Here is a 23,099-nt window from a genome sequence, read left to right as displayed (position 1 = left end):
TGCAGGTCCGCATAGGCGGCCAGCCCCACATCGCGCTGCGTCACGGCGTGACCGCAACCGTCCCTTCATCAGGCAATCTGACGCCCTTATCCGGATTGCCGGTTGCAACAACAAAACCATCGAACCATGAGCCGGCAGGTCCGCCTGGCGTGCGCCCCGGTGCGTCATGCACGAGTGTGCCGCAATTCGCCGTCGATGGTCTGCGGCAACCTCAGCAGGTTGAAGATCGGGCAGACCGCTTCGACCGCCTGATGCAGCGCGCGAATCGCGTCGGGCGGCTCGGGCGACACGATGTCGAGCGTATAGCGAAGGTTGTGCGGGAACACGGGCACATGCTCGAAACCCGGCTGCTGCGCAAGCGGATGCTGGTCGCCGGTCACCTCCACCTCGATCGCATCGATCTTCAGGCCGCGCTCGGCGGCCTGGATCAGCGTGATGTGCGTGAGGCAACTGCCCAGCACGCCGAGCTGCAGCTCCGGCGACGCGGGCCCGAGGTTGTAGCCCGCGAAGTCGGGCGGACTGTCGCTGATCACCTGGAAGTCGCGAATGCGGATCTCGCGCACGCCGCTGCGGCCGAGCGCGCGCACGGTCGCCTTCAGCGGCGTCGCCTTGAAATCGGGATCGTTGCGTGCCGCTTCCTGCTTCGCGCGCCAGGCGTCGCGTTTTTGGGCGAGATAGTCGTTCAGGGTCGTCATGGCCGGGTCGTCGGTGCGTCAGTCGGTTGTACTTCGCGCAGGGCGGCGTCCGCCGCCCGCTGTCGGCGGCGCTCAGTCCGCCTTCGGAATCCAAGCGGCGGTCGCCGCGTCGCTCGCGCGGAACGCGGGGAACTTCGCGCCGAGTTCGGCCACGGTCCGGATGTCGTTTTTCACGAGATCGTCGCGCGTGATCAGCGTCGGCTTGACGACGATGCGCGCTCCCGGGTCCTGGCCGGCGACGAGCAGCGCGGCGGCCCGCACCGACACGGCGCCGACGATCGCCGGATTGGTCGCGGCCGTCGCGACCCACGCGCTGTTCGGCGCGCGGATGGCCTCGATGTCGGCGGTCGAGATATCCGCGCTGTAGATGCGGATCTTCGACGACAGCTTCGCTTCGTCCGCGGCGAGCTTCGCGCCGCGCGCGAACTCGTCGTAAGGCGCGAACACGACGCGAATGTCGGGATTCGCGCGATAGGCCGCTGCCGCCTGATTCGCGACCGATTGCGCGATCGGATTGTCGACGGTGCCCCAGCGCGCCTTTTCCTGCACCTTCGGATGCGCGCGCTTGAAGTCGCGCCATGCGGCATCGCGCCGGTCGAGCGGCGCAAAGCCGGCGACATACACATAACCGGCCGCGAATGCGTCGCCGTTGTCCTTGACCGCCTGCCCGAGCAGCAGGTTGGCCAGGTCGCGATCGCTTTGCTCGATCTGCGGCACCTTCGGATTGCCGAGATCGACGTCGAATGCGACGACCTTGATCCCCTTGTCCAGCGCGCGCTGGACGACGTCCTTCAACGATTCGGGCAAGCCGTGGTTGACGATGATCGCGGACACGCCGATGCCGATCGCCTGCTGGATCTGCTCGCGCTGTTCGGCCGCGTCCTGCCGGCCCTCGTAGATGCGCAAATCGACGCCGAGCGCCTTCGCCTGCTTCTGCGCGCCGGCCTCGTAGGCCTGGAAGAAGTCGCCGGTCGACAGATAGTTGACGAGCGCGATCTTCACGCCGCCCTTGTCGAACGGTGCGGGCGCGCCCTTGAGCGGGCCGGCGTGCGCCGCGGGTGCGAACGCAGCCAATGCAGCTGCGAAAAACAGCGTGAGCACACCGACCTTCCGGTCGATGCGCGGCTTGCGGCGAAGCGACGATCGCATGGTCTGCCTGTCTCCGTGGGAACGATATCCGCACAATCTATCAGCGCGACATGCGCGCTCAAACCGAGCGATTCGGCAATGGATATTCCTTCGGATGTCAAATCGGTTGCGGCGGCAACGCTTCGATCCGGGAATAAGCAATCGAGCGCGCGCGTGATAACCGTCGCAGGAATCGATGGTTGGGAACCGCGCCCGCGGTTGACTACGGTCGCCGCGACACGGCGCAGCCGCGCCGCTTGACGAGGCGCCGCGCGCCCCAACCAGTCACGCACGCGCGTCCGCACGGCGACCGATGCCGAACGTGAACGCCAGCGCGAGCACCAGCAACACGCCCTTGATGAAGTCCTGCATGTAGTAAGGCGCGTTCAGCATCGTCAGCCCGTTGAGCAGCACGCCGACGAACACCGCGCCCACGACCGTGCCGAACACGTTCGGCCGCTTGGCCCCCCACACGGCGTAACCCACCAGCGCGGCGGCCACCGCGTCGAGCAGCAGCGAATGCCCGGCGCTCGCGTCGCCGCGTCCGACCCGCGCGGCGATCAGCACGCCGCCCAGCGACGCGATCGCGCCCGACACGACATACGCGGCGACCCGGTAGCGTGCGGCCGGCGCGCCGGCGAGCCGCGCGGCCGTTTCGTTGCCGCCGATCGCGTAAATCACGCGGCCCCAGCGCGTCGCCTCCATCGCGACGCAGGCCAGCACCGTCACCGCCGCGAGCAGCAGCACCGGCAACGGCACGACGTCGAACAGGCGCAGGCGCCCGAGCGCGAGAAACGCGGCGGGAAACACGCCCGTCGCGTCCGTGCCGTCGGGCAGCACCGAACCGGTCGCGAGCGACCGGCCGCCGGTCGGGATCAACTGCAGGCCCGCCAGCAGGAACAGCGTGCCGAGCGTCGCGAGCTGGTCGGGCACGCGCAGCCGCGTAATCAGCAGGCCGTTGAACAACCCGGCGGCCACGCCGAGCGCGACGCAGGCGGCCACCGCCGCGAGCGTGCCGCCGTGCCAGACGACCAGCACGTAGCTGGCGGCCATCTGCGCGGACGCGGCCACGCTGCCCACCGACAGGTCGAAGCCGCCGGCCGCGAGCGTGATCGTCACGCCGATGCCGAGCAGCGCGACGATCGACACCGCCTGAAGGATGCTGAACAGGTTGTCGAGGTTCAGGAACGCGGGCTCCCTGAACGCGAACACGACGACGAGAACGGCCAGCACGAGCAGGATGCCCGTGCGTTCGAGCGCAGTGCGAATGCGGGCCGGCGCGGGACGGCCGGCCCGTTCGCCAGGCAATGCATCGGGCAAGACGGAAGTGGAAACGGGTTTCATGGGAGGCGCAGTCATTCAGGAGAAAGACGAAAGCGGATGGTCGAGCGTGGCGCGATCGAACCGCACGATGCGATCGGCGATTTCGGCTGCTTCTTCGAAATCGCTGACGAACACGAGCGTCGCGCGCTCGTGCGCGTGGCGCCGCAGCGTATCGACGATATCGGCGCGCGCGCCGGCATCGATGCCCTGGAACGGTTCGTCGAGCAGCAACAGCCGCGCGCGTTCCGCGTGCCAGCGCGCGAGCACGACTTTCTGCTGGTTGCCGCCGGACAGGCGCACGAGCCGGTCGTCCGGGCCCGTGCAGCGGATGCCGAAGGCGGCAATCGCGGCCGCGGCGGCGGCGCGTTCGCGGGCCGGCCGCAGCGCGCCGCCCGCAAACCAGCGCGACAGGAACGGAAAGCTGATCGTGCCGGCGATCGACGCGAACGGCACGCTGTCGGGAAACAGCGACGTGCGCCAGCGGTCCTCGCCGGCCAGGAACACGCCGGCGCGAATGGCATCGGCCGGCGAGCGCGGCCGCCATGGCCGGCCGTCGAGCGTCATCTCGCCGGCGGCCGCACGCACTGCGCCGAAGATCGCATTGGCAAGGCGCGACTTGCCGCCGCCGACCGGGCCTGCGATCGCGACGATCTCGCCGCGCCGGACGTCGAGATCGAACGGCGCGCTGGTCGGTAACAGCCGGAGGTTTCGCAGGCTGAGGCCCGCTTCGGGCGACGGCGCGGCGCGGCCCGCGTCAGCCGCGCGCGCTTTCGGCAACGGCCGCCCGATCATCGTTTCCACCGCGGCATCGAGGTCGACCGGCGCGGCCAGATCGGCGACGATCCGGCCGTCGCGGACGATCGCCACACGATCGGCGATGCGGCGCAAGTCGCCGAGCCGGTGCGATACCAGCAGGATCGCGACGCCGTCGTCGCGCAACGCGTCCAGCAGCCCGAACAGCCGCTCCGCTTCCGGCGCGGACAGGCTCGCGGTCGGCTCGTCGAGAATCAGCAGGCCGGGCTGCCCGGCGAGCGCGCGCGCCAGCGTCACGCGCTGCTGATCGGCCAGCGACAGCGACGCGAGCGGCGCCGACAGATCGGCGTCGAGCCCGACGCGCTCGGCGAGCGGCCGCGCCGCGGCGCGCCGCGCGGCCGGCGGCACACGCCACGGCGAGGCCGGATCGCACAGCCGGTCGAGCAGCAGGTTGTCGGCGATCGACAGCGTCGGCACGACGGCGTCGGCGACCGACTGGTGCACGGTGGCGACCCCGAGCCGCTTCGCCGCGTGCGGCGAAGCCGGCCGATAGGGTGCGCCGCGCAGCGTCAGCGTGCCGCCGTCGGGCCGGATCACACCGCTCAGGATCTTCACGAAAGTCGATTTGCCGGCGCCGTTCGCGCCCATCAGCGCGACGACTTCACCGGCGCCGATCGACAGGTCGAGCGCCGCCAGCGCGACGGTCGCGTCGAACCGTTTCGCGATGCCGGCGGCGCTCAGGACGGGCGGCGCCGGTGATCGGCGCGGTCGATTTGCGGCGCCTGCGCTCATGGTCGTGCCCGCCGACGCCCGTGCCGCTTCGGAAAGCCGTGCCGCCGTCCGGCCGGCCGTTCGCATTCGAAGCCGCGTTCAGCATCGCTCGCAAACGGCGCTTCGATCGTGTTCCCGCAGGCGAATACGAAACGTTCGCCGTCATGCTTCGAGTCGGCGCAACCTGCTTCCGGATGAAACGGCACCTCGCGGTTCATGTCAGGCAACTCCCAGGTTCGTCGTTCCGCCGGGACGGCCGCATCCTGCTCTCGCTGCTCCCGATGCGGCCGGTCCGCGACCGGATAGTCGACTCTACCGCCCGGCATCGCGCGGCCCTACCAATGTTTTGCGGAATCGATATCCGTCCGACCGTCAGCGCCCGGACGCTGCAGACTGCCGGAACGACGCGCCATACGCACTGTCCGCCAGGCGATCGCCGCCGCCCAGGCGCGAGCGGAACGTCCCGCTCGGCGGCTGCGTCCGGTACAGGCCGCGCTTCTTCAATTCCGGCACGATCAGTTCGGCGAAATCGTCGAGCGTGCCGGGGCTGATCAGCGGATTGAGCATGTAGCCGCTCGTCGTCGACTGCTGCGCGTGCTCGGCAAGCCGGTCCGCAACTTCGTCCGGCGAACCGACGAGAATCAGGTCGGTGCCGCGTGTAACGCTCGCGAACTTGCGCCGCACGTCGCCGGCCGTCAGCGGCTTGCCGCTGCCGTCCGGTCGCATCACGTAGGACGTCAGCCCTTCCGTCTGCGTCGTCAGCGGCTCGTCGTCCGCATAACGATCGATGTCGATGCCGGTGTCGCCCGCATAGCTGACGAGCTGCGCCTGCAGGTGATAGTGCTGCTGCAGCGCATGGTATTTCTCCTTCGCGTCGCTCGACGAGCGCGCCGTCACGATCCGCAGCACCGTCAGCGCCTTCACGTCGTCCGCCGCGCGGCCGTTTTCGACTGCGAGCCGGCGAATCTCGTCGAGGCCTGCGCGGATCTCGTGCGGATTCGACTTCGCGACGAACACCACTTCGGCGTGCTTCGCCGCGAATTCCCGTCCACGCCCGGACCAGCCGGCCTGAATCAGCACCGGCGAGCGCTGCGGCGACGGCGCGCACACGTGCGGGCCATGCACGCGATAGTGCGCGCCTTCGTGCGCGATCGGCCGCACGCGGTCGCCGCGCGCATAGCGCAGCGCGTGCTTGTCCGCGACGACCGCGTCGTCCGCCCAGCTGCCTTCCCACAGCTTGTACACGACATCGAGAAACTCCTCCGCGCGTGCGTAGCGTTCGTCGTGGCCGATCATCCGGTCTAGCCCGAAATTGCGCGCCGCGCTCGTCAGGTAGGACGTCACGATGTTCCAGCCGATCCGGCCGTTGCTCAGGTGATCGAGCGTGCTGAAGCGGCGCGCGAGCGCGAACGGATGCTCGTAGGTCGTGCTCGCGGTCACGCCGAACGCCAGCCGCTCGGTCTGCGCGACGAGTGCCGGGATCAGCATCATCGGATCGTTCGCGGGCGACTCCACCGCCCACTGCAGTGCGGCGTCGGCCGACCCGCCGTACACGTCGTACAGGCCGAGCACGTCCGCGAAGAACAGCATGTCGAGATCGGCCTGCTCGGCCTTGCGCGCGAGGTCCGACCAGTACGCGAGCGTATTGGCGCGCAGCCGTTCGTCGGCGGGATGGGTCCAGAGGCTCGGCGCACCGCCGCAGCCGACGCTGGCTTGTTCATAGAGGGAAAACAGCAGGGGGCGAGGATCGGACATCGTCATGCTCAATGCGGAACAAGGAAATCAGTTGGGTGCCGCCCACACGCCCGACGACGCGTTACGTGCGCGCGCGGGTGCGCGGTCGTCCGACTCGCGCGTCAGGTAGCGGTTGAGGCGTCTCTCGAGACGGGCGGCAGGAATCGTCAGCAGCGCGACCAGCACGACATAGACGAGCGCCGCGCCGGCCAGCGGCTCGTACACGCGCAACGTCTCGAAGCGCAGCGTGTTGGCCGTGCCCATCACGTCGAACACCGTGATGGTCGACGCGAGGACGGTCGATTTCAGCAGCAGGATCGCTTCGCCGGTGAGCGCGGGCAGCGCGAGCCGCCACGCGCGCGGGCCGACGATGCGGCGCAGCACGCCGGCGCGCGTCATTCCGTACGCGTAGCCGGCCTCGATCTCGCCGGCCGGCACGCCGGCGATCGCGCCGCGCAGGATCGTCGCGACATACGCGCTTTCATTTACGCTCAACGCGACGACGGCATACCAGAACGCATCGCGCAACAATGGCGACGCCCAGCTGTCGCGCATCCATTCGCGCGGCACGATCTGGCCGAATCCGTAGTACAGCAGATAAAGCTGCACCAGCAGCGGTGTGCCGCGAATCAGCATGATCCAGCCGCGCGCGGACCAGCGAAGCGGCGCGTGGCGAGCGCCGGCGGCGAGCGCGAGCGGAATGCCGAGCAGCGCGCTGGCCACGCCGGACGACAGCATCAGCGCGAGCGTCGTCGGTACTGCGGCAAGCAGCTTCGGCATCACCGTATCGAGCAGGAACGGCAGCGAGAAGATCATGCGGTTGCGCTCGTTGCGCCACGGTTCGCGTACCGTTCGAGCGCGGCGAACAGCCCCGTCGACGTGACGCTCAGCAGCAGGAACAGCGCCGCCGTGACCAGATAGAAGAACACGTAGTGCCGGGTCGCGCCGGCGGCGAGCTGGCTCGCCTTCAGCAGATCCGTAAACGATCCGAGCACGCTGATGAACGACGCATCCTTGGTCGCGTTCAGCCATACGTTGCCGACACCGGGCAGCGCGAGCCGCGCCGCGGCCGGCAGCCGGATGCGTCGCAACGTCTGCCACGGCGTCATCCCGTACGCGTGCGCGGCCTCGATCTGGCCGACCGGCACGTTGACGAGCGCCGCGCGGAAGATGTCGGTCAGATAGGCGCCCTGGATGAAACCGAGCGACAGAGCGGCGACGAGGAACGGCGGAAACGCGAAGCCGTCAGGCACCAGGCCGCCGCGGCGCAGCACGGCTTCGACGGCGGGCGCGATCGCATAGAACGCGAGCAGCAGGCACAACAGCTCGGGCAGCGCGCGCACGAGTGTCGTGTAGAGCCGGATGAACCACGCGAGCGGCGCGTGCCGCGACAGCTTGCCGAGCGCGCCGGCGATGCCGAGCAGCGTGCCGACGCCGAACGACGCGGCCGCGACGCCGAGCGTCAGCGCGAACGCGCTCGCGAAGATGCGGCCGTAACCGCCGTCGTCGAATGCGAGCAGCGCCAGCAGCGAATCGTCCGCGGCCATCGCTTCAACGGCCCTTCTCGATCGTGCCTTTCAGGTTCGGATAGCGCGCGGTGATCGCATCCCACGTGCCGTCCTGCTGCAGTTGCGCGATCGCGCCCGACAGCCGGTCGCGCAGCGCATCGCCGCGCCGCACGCCCGCGCCGATGCCGAGACCCAGCACCGGGTTGTCCGCGCAGGTGGCCTTGACCTCGAAATCCTTGCCGTCGCGAGACGACAGGAACGCCGTGAACAGGCCCTTCGCTTCCTGCACGTAATCGACCCGGCCGGAGACCAGATCGGCGAGCGCATTGTCGAACTTGTCGAAGGCCTTGATCTGCGCGTCCTGCTTGAAGCGCGCATCGAGGAAGGCCGAGAAATTGGTGCCGGCCTCGACGCCGATCACGCGGCCCTTGAAGCTCGCGGGCACCGCGCAATCGACGCGGCGCCGATCGCTTTTTGCGCCGACGAACACCGTCGGCGATTCGTAGTACGCACGACTGAAGTCGATCGCCTTCTGCCGTTCGCCGGTAATCGTCATCGACGACCAGATCACGTCGATCTTGCGGTTCTGCAGCGCCGGAATCAGGCCGTCCCACGCGATGTCGGCGAGTTCGCAGCGCACGTTCAGCTTGCCGCATGCGGCCTCGAGCACGTCGATTTCCCACCCTTTCCACTTGCCCGTGGCGTCCTTCGAGAAGAACGGCGGATACGACTCGGCGTCGATGCCGACGCGCAGCGTCGGTTGAGCCGCGTGGGCGGCGCACGCCGCGCCGAGCATGAACAGCGCGGCCGCGGCGCCGCGGACCCTGGAACGCATCAAACGATTCATTTGGCTGACTTCTGAAATAACGTCGGAATCACCGGCGTCGCGGCCGGCAGCAGGAGGCGAGACTGTAATGCGTGCCGACGCGTGTACCAAATGGTTATTTTTGCGATCGATATCCGATCCGGCGATATGCGGCACTTGATGCACCTGTCGCCGCCGGCCCGGATCCGGAGGCGCTCCAGCAATCCAGTATCGACGTGCCGTTCGCTCGACCAACTCCCCCTCCTGGCCTCCGCAAATACGCCCATCGGAAATGCAAAAGACCGGCCAGTGCAACCTGGCCGGCCTTTTGCTTTTCGCCACGCCGACGCGTGCGCGAACCCGGTTCAGCCGTGGAACACGAGCAGCACCAACGGCATCGTGACCGCAGCAAGCGCCGTCTGTACCGTAATGATGCCGGCGGACAATCGGTGATCACCGCCGAGCAGCTTCGCCATGATGTACGCGGACGGTGTGCACGGCAGTGAATTGAACAGCACGATCGTCGTGAGTGCCGGGCCCCGGATGCCGAGGCTGAAACCGATCCAGAAGGTCAGCAGCGGCACGAGCAGCAACTTGATCACCGACGACTGGAACACGGGGCCGCGCGCCGCCTTCGCGGCCTTCACGTCGAGGCCTGCTCCCACCGCGAGCAGTCCGAGCGGGAGCGACGCGGCGCCGAGAATCGACAGCACGCTCGCCACCACGCCCGGCAAACCCAGCCCGCCGAGATTGAACGCGGCGCCGAGCACGACCGACATGATGACCGGGTTCCTCAGCAGCGCGCCGCCGATCTGCGATGCCGATGGTGCGCCGCCACGGCCGTGCTGCATCAGGATAATGATCGACGCGACGTTCAGCAGCGGAATCGCGACCGCGATGCTGATCGACGTGAGCGTGAGACCGACGCTCCCGTACAACGCCGCGGCTGCGGCAACACCCACATACGTATTGGGCCGTAACGCCCCCTGGATCACCGACGAAAACACCGCCCCCGGCTGCCGGCTCCACGCGCGCCACGCATACAGCAGCGCCGCGCTCGCGGCCACCGCGCCGAGGATCGCGATCGCGATCGGCCGCACCGGAAACTGCGTCAGATTGGCTTTCGCGACCTGGCTGAACATCAGCGCGGGAAACATGTAGTAGTAGTTCAGCGTTTCGCATGGCAACCAGAATTCGTCCGGCAGCAGGCGGCGCTGCCGCAGCACGAATCCCGCCAGGATCAGCACGAAGATCGGAACCAGCGCGGTCAGGACATTCTGCATCGGTTGCGCTCCCGTCACGCGAAGACCAGCGTCTTCGCGAGCACGACCGCGCCATAGACGCCGATGAATGCGGTCATGGCGCGTTCGTACAGCGGCGCACGGGCCCGCGTGAACAGCACGTTGCCGACCGCGAAGTAGATCGCGACCGCGACCGGTGCCATCACGGCGCCCCGGACGCCGAGCGCCTCCGGACGCAGCAGCGCCAGCGTCCCGAGCTGGATCGCACCGAACAGCAGGTAGTAGCGCGAGATCGCGGCGCGCATCGCATGCTTGTCGTCGTATCGGCTGGCCGCGTAGACGGCGAGCAACGCGCCGCCCATGTTGGTGAGCCCGTGCACGACGCCCATCGAACCGACATACAGCCGGCTGCGCGCGTGAACGAATTTGCGCAGCCCGGTCTGCAGCCGCGACGAATACCGTACCGCGGCAGCGCTCAGCATTGCGACTCCGATCAGCAGGTCGACCCGGGCCTTCAGGTTCAACCGCACCAGCGCGGCAAGCGATACGAGCACCGCGATCGCGCAGATGGTCATCGTGAGCCGTTCGGAAGCCGGCACCGGACGCTGTCGCGCGGACCACGCCTGAACCGCCGAGATCGATACGGAAGCGGGCAGCAGCAGGCCGAGCACCGACGTGAAGTCGTATCCCATCAGCAGCAGCGTCGGCGTGCCGAACACGAGGATGCCCATGCCGAACACGGACTGCACGATCGCAAGCAGCACGACGATGCCGGCCAACAGGTGCGGATCGTGCATGTCAGGCCTCCACGCCGCTGTCTACGGACCACGCGAGTTGCGCGGCAAGCTGGCCGACGCGGACGGTTTGCAGCGAACTCAACGACGCTTGTGCGTCGTCGCTGGCGGCCAGCACCACGAGCACCACGTCGTCGGCCTGAAGCCGGCCGCGCTCCCACAGTGCCTTCAGCGCGGCGGTGCCGGCGCCTTCCGCATCCGGATCGAGATCCGGCAGGAACACCGCGGTCGTGCCCGGCAGCAGGTTCCAGCTGCGCGCGAGCGCCGCATCCCTGCCGACCGCGATGACAGGCTGCCGCACCTGGGCCATCGACACGAGCCGAGCCGCGTAGCCGGTGCGCGACAACACGACGACCTTCGAAATCGGCAGCGTGCGCGTCAGCGCGAGCGTCGCGGCGCGCAGATCGTTCGGCGCTTCGGCAAACCCGCCCGCCGCCGGGAGCGTCGCATGCCGATGGGCTTCGGCGAGCGTGACGATGCTGCGCAGCCGAGCCACCGCTTCCACCGGAAACTTGCCGACGGCGGTCTCGCCGGACAGCATGACGGCCGATGCGCCGTCAATCACCGCATTCGTGACGTCGCCGATCTCGGCCTTGGTCGGCAACGGGCTCTCTATCATGCTGTGCAACAGCTCGGTCGCAACGATGACCGGCCTGCCCCGCTGCCGCGCGGCCGCGATGATCCGCTTCTGGTACAGCGATACATGATCGATGCTGGTCTCCACCGACAGATCGCCGCGATCGATCATGATGACGTCCGTCGCCGCGGCGATTTCGTCGAGATGATCGAGACCGCCCTGATTCTCGACCTTCGCGACGATGCGTGGCGACGGCGCGCCGATCAATTCCCGAATCGCCGCCACGTGTGCCGCCGATTCGACGAAGCTGATCCCGACGAAGTCGACGCCCGCGTGCTTCGCGAACGCGACCATTTCCCGATCGCGGGACGTGACGAGTTCCTGCCCGAGATCGACCTCGGGCACGTTGATGCCCTTGCGGCTCTTCAACGTGCCGGCTGTCTCCGCGACGACGTGGACGTCCTGCCCGCGCACCGCCTCGACCACGAACGACAGCGTGCCGTCGTCCGCATAGATGCGCACCCCCGCGCGCAACTGCAGATGAAACCGGTCGTAGTTGACCGGCACCTTGCTGCTGCCGTCGTGCGACAGATCGGTGGTCAGCACGAGCCGGCCGCCGGTCGGGAACGACGGCTCCGTGCGCAGTTGCACGGTGCGGATCTTTCGCCCGGGAATATCCAGCAGGATCGGCAGATCCGGCAAGGTCCGCCGGATCAGATCGATGGTGGTCCGATGCCAGTCGAGCGAACCGTGCGAGCCGTTGAGGCGCGCGACGGTCATGCCCGAACGGTGCAGCGCAAGAAGCGTTTCAGCGGTATTCGACGCCGGCCCGATCGTCGCGATGATGGTGGTCTTTGACATTTTTCTGGTCCGATGAATTCGGTTCGCAGAAATATGACAGGATCGTGAAATTACGAGAAAGAATAAAAAATTGGAAATCTAGATCGAAAGGTGATTTGGAAATCCCGCGGGCGCGCCTTGCCCGATCGATTGACTGCGCGCAGGGCCATCGTCGCCATCCGTGACTGAAAGCACGCTTCAACCGACAAACCGTGCTTCGACACCGCTTCGGACCACCAGATCAAAGCGCTCGGGCCGAATATGAAACACCGTGGATTCACACGTACGGCCGTCGGCCAGACGCGACGTCCGCCGCAACACGAGCAGCGGCGCTTGTTTTCCGGTCTTTAGCCGGGCGGCGATATCGTCCGGCGCGGCCACGGCCGTCACCGACATATCGGCATCCGCGATGCGCCAGCCGAGCAAGCTCTCCAGCACCTCGTAGGTCGACATGCGCTCGGCCTGCTCGAAGGTGAAGGTACGTGCATCGGGCAGCAGGCAGGTCTGCGCGAGCGCGACAGGTTCGTCGTCGACCCAGTGCCGGCGCTCGAGATAGATACAGCGCGTGACGTCGGCGGCGAATGCCTGCCGCAAGCCCGGCGGCACGTCGCACGCTTCCATACGCAGCAATTCCATCCTCGCCTGCGCGCCCTGCCCCGCGATCGAGTCATGGAAACCCCGCAGCACGTCGAGCCGATGCCGCAGCCGCTGCTTCGCGGCGAAGGTCCCTTTGCCCTGCTTGCGTTCGACGATGCGAGCGTCGGTCAGGCGATCGAGCGCGAGCCTGACGGTCACGCGGCTCACCGAGAAGCGCTCGCTCAGTTGCGCCTCGGACGGCAGTTTGCCGGTCGGCTCGTAGATGCCCTGCTCGATCTCATCGCGCAGCGTCGCCGCGATCTGCTCGTAGAGCGACGTCGCATCGTCACGTACCAACGTCATCGGTTTTTCCCTTCCATGCCCGGCCCGCGCTATGCGCGATTCCCGATATCGATATGAAAAGCAATTGGATCGCCCAACTTGTATTAATACGTATTATGACATCTCGACAGACATCCGGTCCGCCACTGCAGGGCCTGACGCACGGGGAGCATACCAGTGACCGACAACGCAATCGGCACGCCGCCGCTCGATGGCACGCGTGCAGGCTGGCCGCCACCGGCCGAACCAGCGGCACACGCGCCGGCCGATCCGCACGCAGCTGCGCACGGACGCGCTACGCAATGGCGGGCACGGATCGGCTTCGTCGCCGCATGGCTGGCATTCTTCGCGATCGCGTGGTGGCTGCCCGCGCCCGCGCATCTGTCCGCGGAAGGCACCGCGACGCTCGCCGTCGTCGCGTGGGTCGCGATCGTATGGATTACCGATGCGATTCCCGTCGGCGTGAGCGGCATCCTGCTGCCGATGCTGCTCGTGCTGTCGCACGCGAGCCCGTCGTTTCCGAAGGCGGCCAGCGGCTTCGCCGCGCCCGTCGTGTTCCTGTGCCTCGCCGCGTTCCTGTTCTCCGCGATCATGCAGGCGTGCGGGCTCGACCGGCGCATCGCGCTGCTGCTGCTCGACCGCCTGAAGGTGCGCACCGCCAACGGCGTGATCTGGGCGATGTTCGCGGTGAACTGCGTGATGGCGCTCGTCGTGCCCGCCGCGAACGCGCGCGCGGCCACGCTGCTGCCGGTCACGAACGGCATCGTCCGGCTGTTCGGCGAATCGCCGCGCGAGCGCGCCGCCAGAAAGGCGATCGTGATCCAGACGCTCGTGTACGGCGCGATGATTAGCGGCATGTGCATCCTGACGGCTCACCTGCCGAACATGGTCGTGTCCGGGCTGCTCGAGAAACAGCTCGGCATCCGGATCTCGTATCTCACGTGGCTGAAGCTGCAGTGGCCGTACCTCGGGATGTTCGCGATCACGCAGGGCTGGGTGCAGTTCTATTTCCGCTCGCGCGCCATCGCGATTCCCAGTGGCCGCGGCGCGATCGCGGCGATGCGCCGCGCGCAAGCGCCCGCGACACGCAACGACTGGACCGTGCTCGCGTTGTTTTCGGCCGTCGCCGTGTTGTGGGCGACCGAGCCGCTCCATCACCTTCCGTCGGAGATCGTCGCGCTGATCGCGCTCGCGCTGCTGTTCGCACCCGGCGTGCTGCGCTTCGGCTGGGCCGAAGTCGAGCAGCGCACGATCTGGGGCACGCTGTTCCTGCTGGCCGGTGCGCTGTCGATGTCGGCGGCGATCAGCGCGTCGGGCCTCGCAAGCTGGGCCGCCGATCACATCTATGTCGCCGCGCGCGGGCACGGCTGGTGGCTCACGATCGCGATCGTGATGCTCGGCACGCACGTGATCCGCATCGGCATGTTGTCCAACGTCGCGGCCGTCACGATGATCGCGCCGATCGCACTCGCGCTGGCACCGCGCCTCGGGCTGCATCCGGTCGCGTTCACGATGCTCGTCAGCGACACCGACAGCTTCGCGTACCTGCTGCCGACGCAGATCACCGCCGGCGTCATCGCATACAGCAGCGGCGCATTCTCGACGGCCGACTACGCGAAGGTCGGCGTGGTATCGGTGCTGATCGCGATCGTCTATGGCCTCTGCGTGATCGCGCCGTGGTACGCGTACATGGGTGTCCCGGTCTGGGACGCGAGCGCGCCCTGGCCGTTCGCGCATTGAAGCACGCCGCTTTCCATCGACATCATTTTGCATTCCAGATGAACGAATCCAAAGACGTCCTCGATACCGTTGATGCCCGCGCCGCCGCGCTGCGCGACCGCCTCGGCCCGCACGTAGCACCCGCAGGCCTGTACGAACGCCACAAGCGCCTGCCGTTCGCCGGGCGCGTGCAATGCAATGTCGCGCGCGTCGAAGCCGGCGAATGGAGCGAGATCGTGCTCGATTACGAGGTCGGCTCGTCCGGCATCGCCGACGGCGGCTGGCTGAAGGCCACCTTCAAGTTCTATTCGGACTGGGCGCTGTTCCAGACGAGCGATCCGAGCGCGGCCAACTACATCAGCGCCGAATACCACGCCGCGCCGCTCGTGCCCGGCCAGAGCCCGGCCACGGTGCAGGCGCTGAACGTGCGCTTCGACCAGAAGGGGCACGAGCGGCCGTTCCAGAAAGCCGTGATCGTCGATGTCGTCGACGGCTACGTCAATGCGGGCGACCGGATCGTGATCCGCCTCGGCGACCGCCGCCGCGGCCCCGGCACGCGCGTGCAGACCTTCGCAGAGGACAACTTCCGCTTCCGGCTCTACGTCGATCCGCTCGGCACGTCGCGCTTCGTCGCGGTGCCCGGCGACGTATCGATCGACATCCGCGCCGGCGCGCCGGCCGATGTCCTGCTGAACGGCCCGCGCTTCGTGCAGCCGGGCACGCGCGCGCCATTCCGGCTGTCGCTGCAGGACCGCTGGGGCAATGCGTGCCGCGACGTCGGCGGCGCGGTACGCGTGACCGCGTACGACGCGCGCGGCGAAGCCGTCTACCGGCGCGAGCACGCGCTGCCCGACGCGGGGTTCGCGAGCGGCGCGCTCGACGACCTGCCGACCGACGCGGGCACGCTGCGCATCGTGGCCGACATGCCCGCGCGGCCCGACGTGCGCGCGGCCGAAGCGTGGCTCACGGTCGACGCGTCGCTGCCTGCGCCGCGCGCGCTGTATGCGGACCTGCACGTCCATGCGCACGACACGGTCGGCACCAACAGCCCCGAATACAACGCGCGCTATGCGCGCGACATCGGCGGCATCGACGTGCTCGGCTATACGGCGAACGATTTCCAGATCACCGACGAGAACTGGCAGCTCGGCGTCGATGCGGTCGAGCGCTTCAACGAGCCCGGCCGCTTCGTCGTCTATCCGGTGCAGGAATGGTGCGGCAGCTCGACCGCGGGCGGCGACCACAACGTCGTGTTCCTCGGCGACGCGCGGCCGGATTTCCCGTACAACGCGCGCGGCGAGCACAACCGCACGCTCATCTGGAACGAGGACATGAAGGGCCATGCGGTCGAACTCGGCCGCTGGCCTGTCGAGGAACTGTGGGACGCTTATGCGGACGATGCCGCGCAGCATCTGGTGATGCCGCATGTCGGCGGCCGCCGCTACATCCCCGACTGGCACCATCCGGAGCTCGAGCGGCTCGTCGAGATCGCGTCGTCATGGGGGCATTTCGGCTGGCTGTACCAGGACGTGATCGCGCGCGGCTACCGGCTTGGCGTAGCGGCCAGCGGCGACGAGCATCGCGGCCGGCCGGGCGGCGGCGCGCCCGGCGTGCAGGTGTTCGGCGTGCACGGCGGGTTGACCGGCGTGCTCGCGCCCGCGCTCGACCGGAAAAGCGTCGGCGCAGCGCTGCGCGCGCGCCGCACGTGGGCGACCACCGGCGAGCACAGCGCGCTGCTCGTGCGCTGCGGCGAGCATTGGCAAGGCGACGCGTTTACGCACCGCGGGCCCGCGCGGCTCGACTACCGGCTGCTCGGCCAGTCGGGCTGGGAATACGTGGCCGCCTACGATCACGACGGCCTGCTGTGGGAGCGCGACCTGCATGCCGAACTCGGTTACGCCGAGCGCCTGATTCGTGTCCGCTGGGGCGGCGCGCGCATTCGCGATCGCTACCGCTGGGCCGCATGGCGCGGCCGGATCCGCATCGTCAACGGCACGATCCATCGGTTCGGATCGAACGGGTTCGAGCATGTCGAGGAGTCGGCATGGCGCACCGGCGCGACCGACGTCGAGTTCCGCAGCGACACCTACGGCGATGCCGACAGTATCGAACTCGACGTCGGCAATCTCGCCGCCGCGACGATCGTGGTCGAAGGCACGATCGACGGCTTCGCCAAGGTCGGCGATCCGCTGCAGCGCAATCCGTTCGTGCATGCGCCCGCGTTCCGTTTCGAAATCAGCGGCGCGGAACTGCTCGCGCGCGGCGCGGCAACGCATGCGCTCGGCGGCACCGAGCTGTTCGTCGCGGTCGAGCGGCTGACCGACCGGCCGCTGCCCGTCGATCTCGCGGGCAGCATCGACGTGGCGCCCGGCAATGCGCCGTTCGGATGCCGTCCCGTGTATTTCTTCGGACGGCAGCGCAACGACAGCAAGGCGTGGTCGTCGGCGCAGTTCATCACGTTCGACCAGGAAGCTCCAGCAAAATGATTTGAGGGGGCGGTTAACCAGCCGCATGCGCTGCTAGCCCCCTTCGTTGGTTCGCCGCAGCTTGTCCTGGCTATTCCGGACTCGGCAAGCCCAGCCGCCAGCTCAAATTTCTGCGCGCTCGCGTCTCGCAGCGTGTGTAGAAGAAATCCGTCAGATAGATGCGCGGGCGTGCGAGCAGCCCGCGAAGAATCGTCCGTTCATGAAGGTCGTAAGCCCGGTCGTCAAGATCGGGGCGCTCTGCCCGCAGGCGCCGACCGTCTTCACGAAACCGGCTGCGAGAAGCGCCGAGCACTGCCAGGTCGATATCGCACACGAAACGGGTATCCAGTTCTGCGGCAAGCCCCAAGTGGGTCGTCGCGAGAATCATCGCGCAGATACGATCGCACGCGCGGATTCGCTCCCCTGCCTGGCGTCTGAACCAGTCCGCGCTACGCTGCTCGTTATCTCGTGCGCCCGGAACGAAAATCACGTCATGGAACCAGAGCGCGAGCTCGACGGCGTCCGGTTCGGGAATCGAGTCGCGCGCCAGGTCGAGATGACGCAAACATCGCCGTACATGCGTGAGCGTATGGTAATGGCGCGCCGGCTCCATATAGCATCGCGCCAGCATGCGATAGACATCCTCGGCATGTGTCCCGCCGCTGCACGACCACAACGCGACGAACCGCGCCCGCGTCCGGTTCACGTTCGCTCCTTGGCCCGGGACGGCTGCGCATGATCGCCCGGTACCGACATTAGCGCGATGCGCTCAGAGAAATTCACTGCGGATGTCGATACTCGACCGCTGTCCGATGTTTCCGTAGTGATGCGCGAGCCACGTATCCGCTTCGCGTCGCCCGTAGTCATGCAGTTCGCTGAGAAACCCCCAATCCGCGTTGTACTTGCTCGATACGCTCAACGCGCACAGAGCGTCGTCGGCACGAATGGAATGGATCAGCATTTCCTTCATCTCGCCGCGTTTTATCGTGCCTTGCCGGATCAGGTCGGTGACGAACGAGATGGCCCGCATCTCGCGCATCAGCGACGAGTTGAAACTGATCTCGCTGATACGGTTGAGAATTTCCGCAGCCGTGATCGGCACGCCGCGGCGCACGAGCGGATTGATGTGCACGATCACGACGTCGCGCGTCGCGCAATTGTAGATGAGAGGATAGATGGCCGGATTACCCATGTAACCGCCATCCCAGTAGTACTCGCCATCGATCGTGACCGCCTGGAACAATGTCGGCACGCATGCCGACGCAAGTACCGCGTCTGCACTGACATCCTGTCCCGTGAAGATGCGTATTTTCCCCGTCTCGACATTGGTTGCGCACAGGTACAGCCGGATCGGACAGTGCTTGCGCAGTGCGTCGAAATCGACCTGGCTTTCGAGCACTTCGCGCAGCGGGTTCAGGTTGTTCGGATTGAACTGATAGGGCGAAAAAACGCGCAGCATCATGTCGGCGAATGCATACAGCGGCGAATGATCGAGCCCGAAGCTGTGCGTGCCCTTCAGCCAGGGCACCCAACGCAGCGGGTTGTAGCGTTCCGCCGATTGCGCGACTGCCCGCCAGAAGTCGTGCAGTGCCTGGCGCGCACCGTCTTCGCCGCCTTTTTGCAGCCCGTATGCGAGTACAGCCGCGTTCATCGCGCCGGCGCTGGTTGCACTGACGCCCTCTATTTCGAGCCTGCTGTCTTCGAGCAGACTGTCAAGCACACCCCAGGTAAAGGCGCCGTGCATTCCGCCACCCTGCAAGGCCAGCGCGATCTGTTTGCGCGGTCCATCATTGCGGCGTCTTGCGTGCGTGGTTGTCATGCCCGTCTCCCCAGCTCTCCGTCATGCGGAGCAGCGGCAAGTAATGGACGATACTTCGTCATGCGACACGTCGTCGTGCGCCGCAGGCCCATTCATCCTGCGCGCGCGTCCAAAGCATCCAGCAGCGCTTTCGCCTCTCGCAGGTCGCTCGTGTCGAATCCTTCCGTGAAGCAGCTGTACGCCTCGGACAGCGCCCGCTTTGCCTCCACGGTCTTCCCCTGCCGTTGCAACAGCCTCGCAAGGTCCGACGCCGCGCGCAATTCCAGCGCCCTGGCACCCTGCCGGCGCGCTCGCGCGATCGCTCGGTGAAAACAGTCCAGGGCTTCGTTATCGCGTGCAGGTGCCGTGCCGTCCTTGATCGCCTCTCCAGCCAGATAGATTCCCGTGAGCCGGCAGAGCTCGGCTTCGTAGCAATGCTCGCCGGATTTCTCGACGATCGCCATTGCCTCTTCCAGCGTGTCTCGTGCTGCCCTCTTGTCACCCGCACGCCAGTAACTGTCGGCGAGCAACGCGAGAGAATATGGCCGCAGGTCTGCGCCGCCGGCTGCCCGCTGCGCGTCGAGGCCCAGCCGCATCTGCGCGATTCCGTCGTGGATATTTCCTTGCTCGCTCGTCACCCAGCCGCGCAGAAGCGTCCCCCACGCGAGCCAGTAAGGCAATCCATGCTCGGTCGATACCGCAATGACCGCATCGGCACGCTCGCCGGCAAGCACCGGCTCCCTCCGCAGTTGATGCAAGTGGGCTGCGTAGGTAAGGCTGAACGCCAGAGACGGCCCATAAGCAAGGCCCTGCGCGAGCGTGAGTGCTTCAGCGCTGCGTTTGAGCGCTTGTTCCGGATAGCCCTGAAACCACAAAGTCAATACGAGGTAATTGAGCGCCCGAATACCAGGATCCACCCCGTGCGCGAAGACGTGTGCCTGATGCTGCTTCGGATCGTAGATCGCACAGGCCTGTTCCAGGTTTGCGCGAGCAGCGCCGAGATCGCCCTGCAGAAAAAAGCACACGCCCAGCGCACCATATGCCTCCACGAGCAAGTCCGGATCATTCGCATCCCTGGCAATACCGAGCATCTGGTTGCTCAGATCGGTCGCGACTGCATACTCGCCGCGCACCACATGGTGTATCCGCAAGCCCAACTGCGTCGCAAAGCGTTGCGATGCGTCGCCGGTCCACTCGCATAACTCGAGCGCGCGCCTGTATGTCACGCCCACCTCCGTCGCGCCATACCCACGGACGTCCATCAAGACCGGCCCGAGGGAAAGCAGCAGCGTCAGTTCCCATTGCGCATGCATCGGTGTATCCGGCAAACGCTCGAGCAGCGCAAGCGCCGCTCCGAGGTGATTCATTGCATCGAGGTGGGCGGCATGACGAAGCGCCTGCTGCGCTGCACGATGCAGATATTCGACGGCCTTGGGAATGTTTCCGCTCTGACTGTAGTGGTGCGCAAGTTCACTGCAGTAATCGGCGATGCGCGTCGAGAACAGCACCTCGATCGCCTGCGCAGTGCGCTCGTGCAATGTGGTACGCCGCTCCGTGAGCAACGAGCGCCCGGCCACTTCCTGAGTCAGCGCGTGTTTGAATGAATAATTGACCTCAGGAAAGGCGGGACGCTCGTAGATGAACTCCGCGGCTTCCAGATGAGCGAGCAGACGACGCAGTTCATCGTCCCGCGCCGGCGCTTCGCTGCAAATTCGCCGGATCAGGCTGAACGGAAACTCGTGGCCGATCACGGCGAGCGCCTGTAGCAGTTCCTTTTCCTCGATGGGCAGCCGATCGATCCGGGCAGCCAGCACGCCCTGCACGGTGGTGGGAATGTGCAGCATCGCCGGAGTCTCCACGATGCGGTAATGCCCGGCATCGCCGAGCAGCGATTTCTCTTCGAAAAGCGTCTGGACCACTTCCTCCATGAAAAACGGGTTGCCCTCCGTCTTCTCCAGAATCAGCTGCTTGAGAGGCACGAGTGTGCGATCTTCGCCGAGCAGCGCCGTAAGCAGTCCTTGAGCATCGGACGGACCAAGCGGTTCGAGACGGATTTTGCTGCAATGACCCGCGCGGTCCCACGCGGGCCGATACTCGGGCCTGTAGTTCACCAACAGGAGTATTCGCTCGTCCGGCACGTGGTCGACCAGGTAGGTGAGGAAGGCTTCCGTCTCACGGTCCAGCCATTGCAGATCCTCGAACAGCAAATGGACCGGCTGATTCCGGCTCTCTCGCGCGAGAAGATTCCTGATCGCGTCGAACGTACGGTCGCGCCGGATCTGCGGATCCATCTCGACCAGTATCGTCCCGCCCTCGCCGATTCCAAGCAGATAGAGGATGTAGGGCACGAGGTCCTCGAAACTGCGCTCGAGCGTGAGCGCCTTGCCGATGACCTTTTCCCGGCAGCGCCGCTCGTCGTCCTGCGTCGTGATCTGGAAATAGTTCTTCAGGAGTTCGATGAGCGGCAAATTGGGAAACGCCTTGCCGTGCGAGACCGAAAACGTTTCCAGCACCAGCGCGCCGCGCCGTGAACGCTCCTTGAACTCGTGAAAAAGGCGAGACTTTCCGACGCCCGCTTCCCCCACCACGCCGACCACGCGCCCATGCCCGCCCCTCATTGCCTCCAGCGCCCGGTTCAGATGGTCCATTTCCGTTTCACGGCCGACGAAACGCGCTAGACCGCGATGCGCCGACAGCTGCAGGCGCGTGCGCAACGCTCCCAGGCCAAGCACTTCGTATACGCACAGCGGCGCGGGAATTCCCTTGAGTTGCGTTGCCCCCAGCGCGTTGAACTCGAAATAGCCTTCGGCCAGCTTATGGGTGGACTCGCTGACGAGAATCGACGTGGGCGTGGCGATTCCCTCGATCCGCGACGCGATGTGGATCGTATGCCCGAGCGGATCGTATTCGGTATGCAAGTCGTCGGTGCGGATGGAACGGACGACGACCTCGCCCGTATGAACGCCAACGCGAATTTGCAGAGGAATGCCTTCCTGCAGACGAATGCGGTCGCCGTGCTGCCGCATCGCCTGCTGCATGCGCAATGCCGCGAAAAGCGCTCGCTGCGCATGATCTTCGTGGGCGATCGGTGCGCCGAACAGCGCGAGGATGCCATCGCCGAGCGATTTCGCTACGTACCCTTCGTAGTAGTGGACCGCTTCCATCATCAGCTTGACCACGGGCACGATCAAGCGATGCGCCACTTCGGGATCGAGATCGTGGATCAACGCGGTCGACCCGGCCATGTCGGCAAACAGCGCGGTAACGGTCTTGCGCTCGCCGGCGGGCTCGCCGCGCGCTTCCATGGCCGCGTGTTCGGCACGGATCCGCTCGGCAAGATGATCGGGCGTGTAATGAATGGGGGTTGGCGGCGGCTCCCGATCCGATGGTCGAGAAAATGACGGCGCGGCGGCGGGTGTAGCCAGCGACGCCCCGCAATTGCTGCAGAAGCGGGCTGCCGGCTCGGCCTCATGTCCGCATTGCGGACAAGTGCGGGGCAGCACGGCCTGACACTCCTGGCAGACCCTCGCACCGGGAGGATTCTCGGATCCGCATGTTGTGCAGCGCATAAAACCCTCTTCCTGCCAAGGGTCGATATCGAAACATTATGCGCCACTATCTGCGCGTATTCAGGCCGGCGGGCGTGATCATGCATGCCGACAAGAGAAGAAACCAACGGCTCGACGGTAGTCGATGCGGTGGTCGAGAAACGTCAGCGCCAGTTCGAAAGGCGCGGCATGCGACACTCGACGATCGGCGCATGGCCGAACGCCCGCATTCGGCGCCGCTGTCGATCAACGGGTTGAGATGGCGCCCGGACGGCGTGCCGACCGGCGCGCAACGCCAATAGCGGCGGAGCTTCGCGGCGAGAGAGGTGCTGCTGCACGAGCGCTTTCCGCCCGAGCGCGACACAGCGCGGGATCAAGGGAAAATCCTGAAAAGCCGCCCGTTTCCGCATCGACTTTCCGAACGCGATACGGCAGCCGTGCCGGACATGACGCGCCTGGCCTATGATTCGGGCCGAGGGCAA

The 23,099-nt window shown here is 66.7% G+C and carries 17 protein-coding genes; 2 read left to right on the top strand and 15 right to left on the bottom strand.

Annotated elements, in window-relative coordinates:
• Positions 1-164: 164 nt before the first annotated feature.
• The 12 genes from KVT39_RS11515 to KVT39_RS11460 form a co-directional block, all read right to left on the bottom strand.
• A complete protein-coding gene (locus KVT39_RS11515) occupies positions 165-695 on the bottom strand; it encodes an OsmC family protein (protein ID WP_034184613.1) in 531 nt (176 codons plus the stop codon).
• Between the two features lie 72 nt (positions 696-767).
• The gene (locus KVT39_RS11510) at positions 768-1,844 is read right to left on the bottom strand and encodes a substrate-binding domain-containing protein (RefSeq protein WP_034184614.1); all 1,077 of its coding nucleotides are present in this window, start codon (positions 1,842-1,844) and stop codon (positions 768-770) included.
• A gap of 264 nt (positions 1,845-2,108) precedes the next feature.
• Complete coding sequence (locus KVT39_RS11505; RefSeq protein WP_175748066.1) at positions 2,109-3,167, bottom strand: ABC transporter permease; 1,059 nt, start codon at positions 3,165-3,167, stop codon at positions 2,109-2,111.
• 15 nt (positions 3,168-3,182) lie between these two features.
• Positions 3,183-4,691 carry a sugar ABC transporter ATP-binding protein gene (locus KVT39_RS11500; protein ID WP_217589100.1) on the bottom strand — a complete coding sequence of 503 codons (1,509 nt, stop codon included), beginning with the start codon at positions 4,689-4,691 and terminating at the stop codon, positions 3,183-3,185.
• Positions 4,692-5,042: 351 nt separating this feature from the next.
• Entirely contained in the window at positions 5,043-6,425 is a 1,383-nt protein-coding gene (locus tag KVT39_RS11495; RefSeq protein ID WP_217589099.1) for an LLM class flavin-dependent oxidoreductase, read from the bottom strand.
• 27 nt (positions 6,426-6,452) lie between these two features.
• The gene (locus KVT39_RS11490) at positions 6,453-7,220 is read right to left on the bottom strand and encodes an ABC transporter permease subunit (protein ID WP_217589098.1); all 768 of its coding nucleotides are present in this window, start codon (positions 7,218-7,220) and stop codon (positions 6,453-6,455) included.
• Positions 7,217-7,951: an ABC transporter permease gene (locus tag KVT39_RS11485; protein ID WP_034184621.1), complete on the bottom strand. Its 735-nt coding sequence runs from the start codon at positions 7,949-7,951 to the stop codon at positions 7,217-7,219. The genes KVT39_RS11490 and KVT39_RS11485 overlap by 4 nt, the downstream gene beginning before the upstream one ends.
• 4 nt (positions 7,952-7,955) lie before the next feature.
• Complete coding sequence (locus KVT39_RS11480) at positions 7,956-8,759, bottom strand: transporter substrate-binding domain-containing protein (protein ID WP_105391458.1); 804 nt, start codon at positions 8,757-8,759, stop codon at positions 7,956-7,958.
• A gap of 323 nt (positions 8,760-9,082) precedes the next feature.
• Positions 9,083-10,000 carry an AEC family transporter gene (locus KVT39_RS11475; RefSeq protein ID WP_034184623.1) on the bottom strand — a complete coding sequence of 306 codons (918 nt, stop codon included), beginning with the start codon at positions 9,998-10,000 and terminating at the stop codon, positions 9,083-9,085.
• Positions 10,001-10,014: 14 nt separating this feature from the next.
• Positions 10,015-10,755 carry a TSUP family transporter gene (locus tag KVT39_RS11470; RefSeq protein ID WP_217589097.1) on the bottom strand — a complete coding sequence of 247 codons (741 nt, stop codon included), beginning with the start codon at positions 10,753-10,755 and terminating at the stop codon, positions 10,015-10,017.
• A 1-nt stretch (position 10,756) separates the two neighbouring features.
• The gene (pyk, locus tag KVT39_RS11465) at positions 10,757-12,190 is read right to left on the bottom strand and encodes a pyruvate kinase (protein WP_217589095.1); all 1,434 of its coding nucleotides are present in this window, start codon (positions 12,188-12,190) and stop codon (positions 10,757-10,759) included.
• 177 nt (positions 12,191-12,367) lie between these two features.
• A complete protein-coding gene (locus KVT39_RS11460) occupies positions 12,368-13,108 on the bottom strand; it encodes a GntR family transcriptional regulator (protein WP_217589093.1) in 741 nt (246 codons plus the stop codon).
• Positions 13,109-13,264: 156 nt separating this feature from the next.
• Here KVT39_RS11460 and KVT39_RS11455 point away from each other — a divergent pair, with 156 nt between their 5' ends.
• Both KVT39_RS11455 and KVT39_RS11450 read left to right on the top strand, forming a co-directional pair.
• The gene (locus KVT39_RS11455) at positions 13,265-14,827 is read left to right on the top strand and encodes a DASS family sodium-coupled anion symporter (protein ID WP_368858916.1); all 1,563 of its coding nucleotides are present in this window, start codon (positions 13,265-13,267) and stop codon (positions 14,825-14,827) included.
• Between the two features lie 38 nt (positions 14,828-14,865).
• Positions 14,866-17,292 (top strand): hypothetical protein, encoded by a 2,427-nt coding sequence (locus KVT39_RS11450; RefSeq protein ID WP_217589091.1) that lies wholly within the window; start codon positions 14,866-14,868, stop codon positions 17,290-17,292.
• Positions 17,293-17,362: 70 nt separating this feature from the next.
• On the opposite strand, the gene KVT39_RS11445 is transcribed toward KVT39_RS11450, so the two are convergent.
• The 3 genes from KVT39_RS11445 to KVT39_RS11435 all read right to left on the bottom strand — a co-directional run bounded on the left by KVT39_RS11445 (position 17,363) and on the right by KVT39_RS11435 (position 22,638).
• On the bottom strand, positions 17,363-17,977 hold the full coding sequence (locus KVT39_RS11445; protein WP_368858915.1) for a hypothetical protein: 615 nt from the start codon (positions 17,975-17,977) through the stop codon (positions 17,363-17,365).
• A 63-nt stretch (positions 17,978-18,040) separates the two neighbouring features.
• The gene (locus KVT39_RS11440) at positions 18,041-19,090 is read right to left on the bottom strand and encodes a patatin-like phospholipase family protein (RefSeq protein WP_034184635.1); all 1,050 of its coding nucleotides are present in this window, start codon (positions 19,088-19,090) and stop codon (positions 18,041-18,043) included.
• Positions 19,091-19,182: 92 nt separating this feature from the next.
• Positions 19,183-22,638, bottom strand: a complete 3,456-nt coding sequence (locus tag KVT39_RS11435; RefSeq protein WP_217589089.1) for an adenylate/guanylate cyclase domain-containing protein — start codon at positions 22,636-22,638, stop codon at positions 19,183-19,185.
• Positions 22,639-23,099 lie beyond the last annotated feature (461 nt).

This window comes from Burkholderia sp. GbtcB21 (genome assembly GCF_019091065.1).
GTDB classification, from domain to species: Bacteria; Pseudomonadota; Gammaproteobacteria; order Burkholderiales; family Burkholderiaceae; genus Burkholderia; species Burkholderia pyrrocinia_C.
The sequence above is the reverse complement of the archived record's forward strand: the minus strand, read 5'-3'. Positions and strand labels throughout refer to the sequence as shown.